Below are 1920 nucleotides of genomic sequence, written 5' to 3' on the forward strand. Positions count from 1 at the left end.
CAAAGATCTGGGATTGCCGGTACAAGGGAAAGCGAGTCGCGCGAGGGGATTTCACCCTCACGCGCTCCCAGAACCGTACGTGAACCTCTCGGCTCATACGGCTCCCGGCATTCAGCCCTTTCCGTGGAGAAGAGACCAATGGGCAAACAATCCCGGCATGGATTTCGCAATTCTGGCAAGCCAGAGCCGCGCTTGCCGGGGCCGCTGCTTGAAGCGCTTGTACTTCCGCATCACCCATCGGACCAAATGGGCGTCGATCAGACGGAGCGTCGGATAGAGCGCCGATTTGTAAAAGCATCTGAAGTAGCCGATCCAGCCTCCAATCTTGCGATTGAACATACGGGCCAGATCGATCAGCCCCTTGTCACTGCGCCGCTGCAATCCCCAATGGCGCACCTGGCACCGGAACGCCTTGAGAGCCTTGGGGCTAGCCGCCGGAAGATAGGATACGCCGAACAAACCACCGCGCCAGATCGCCAGCCGGGGCTGGAACCTGTAGCCAAGAAAGTCGAACGCAACCGCCGGGTATTTCCCTTTCCGGTTGGTATCCTTGCAGTAGACGACCTTTGTCTTCTGCGGGTGAAGTTGCAGGCCGCAGTCTGCCAGCCGGTCTTCGGCCTGCCGCCAGAGCCTGCGCGCTTCACCTTCCGTCCGGCAATGGCAGATGATGTCATCCGCATAACGCTCAAACGGCACATGCGGGTTCTCTCGATCCATCCACTTGTCGAAAGCGTAATGCAGGAACAGGTTTGCCAGCAGAGGCGAGATGACCCCACCTTGCGGCGTCCCCTTGTCCTGCGGGACAAGGCTGCCATCCTCCATCATCACGGGTGCCTGCTACCACCGTTCGATATAGAGCAAAACCCAGCGGCAGTCCGTATGATGACGAACCGCCTTGAGCAGCAACTCATGATCGATAGTGTCAAAGAACCCCTTGATGTCCATGTCCAGAACCCAGTCACAACGCCAGCATCTCTGACGCGCTGTCCGGATTGCATCGATGGCGGAGCGTTCGGGCCGATACCCATAGGAATCCCTGTGGAACAAAGGCTCCACGAGAGGCTCCAGATAAAGCCGGACAACCTCTTGCGCAATGCGGTCCGTGACCGTCGGAATGCCCAACGGCCTCTGGCCGCCATCCGCCTTGGGGATCATCACCCGGCGTACCGGCGATGGCATGTAACTGCCTGAGCACATCCGGTTCCAAAGCTTGTACAGGTTCGGGCCAAGCCGTTCCCCGAAACTTTGGAGCGTTTGCCCATCAACTCCAGCAGCACCCTGATTGGCGTTCACATGCTGGAACGCCTCCCAGACTTCCCTCTTCTCAATCGTAAACGGCTTTGTCCCTGACATCCGGCTCATCCTGCAATCAGTTGGCCAGCGGCAAGGACTGAACACCACAACCCCTTCGGTCCGGCGCCATTACAGCGCCTTCAACCCTACTACGAGTTGTTCTGCCCCTGTGCCCCGCATCGGTACTCCGGACCTCCCGGGGGCTGCCCGGTCGGTCTTCTTCCTTGGCATCGGGACGACAGGTTCTCCTGTTCCGCAAAAGAGCCTGATCCGGATTCACGCCGCCTTCGAGCCGGATGCCGCATGGGCCGGACTTCAGGGCTCCGCCCATACTCGTCCCGAGGGGACCACCACCCCCGGTTCTGACATCAATCATACGCTTTCGGCAGTTCATCGACGGTTCGCTTTCGCTCGTCTCTCCGGATCGTACCTGACGGGATCATGCCCCGCCGTTTCCACAACGCTCACCACCATCGCTCTTTACGACAGCAGCTTGTGGCGGTTTGGGATCGGCTCCTGATCACCGAACCCGAGGGGCCTACCCTCATCTCTCTTGCAGTTACGTACCTCCTTTCCATGTTGGTACTCAGGACACACGGTGATCGCCGAACTTCGAGACAAGAACAT

The 1920-nt window shown here is 59.1% G+C and carries 1 protein-coding gene and 1 pseudogene; one reads left to right on the plus strand and one right to left on the minus strand.

Going from position 1 to position 1920, the window contains the following annotated elements; translation table 11 throughout:
- Positions 1-111 precede the first annotated feature (111 nt).
- Positions 112-1362: pseudogene (gene ltrA / locus E1297_RS02300) on the minus strand (group II intron reverse transcriptase/maturase).
- Positions 1363-1462: 100 nt separating this feature from the next.
- Between ltrA and E1297_RS02305 the strand changes: the two are divergent.
- Positions 1463-1813 (plus strand): hypothetical protein, encoded by a 351-nt coding sequence (locus tag E1297_RS02305; protein ID WP_196223144.1) that lies wholly within the window; start codon positions 1463-1465, stop codon positions 1811-1813.
- Positions 1814-1920 lie beyond the last annotated feature (107 nt).

This window comes from Roseibium sp. RKSG952 (genome assembly GCF_009711355.1).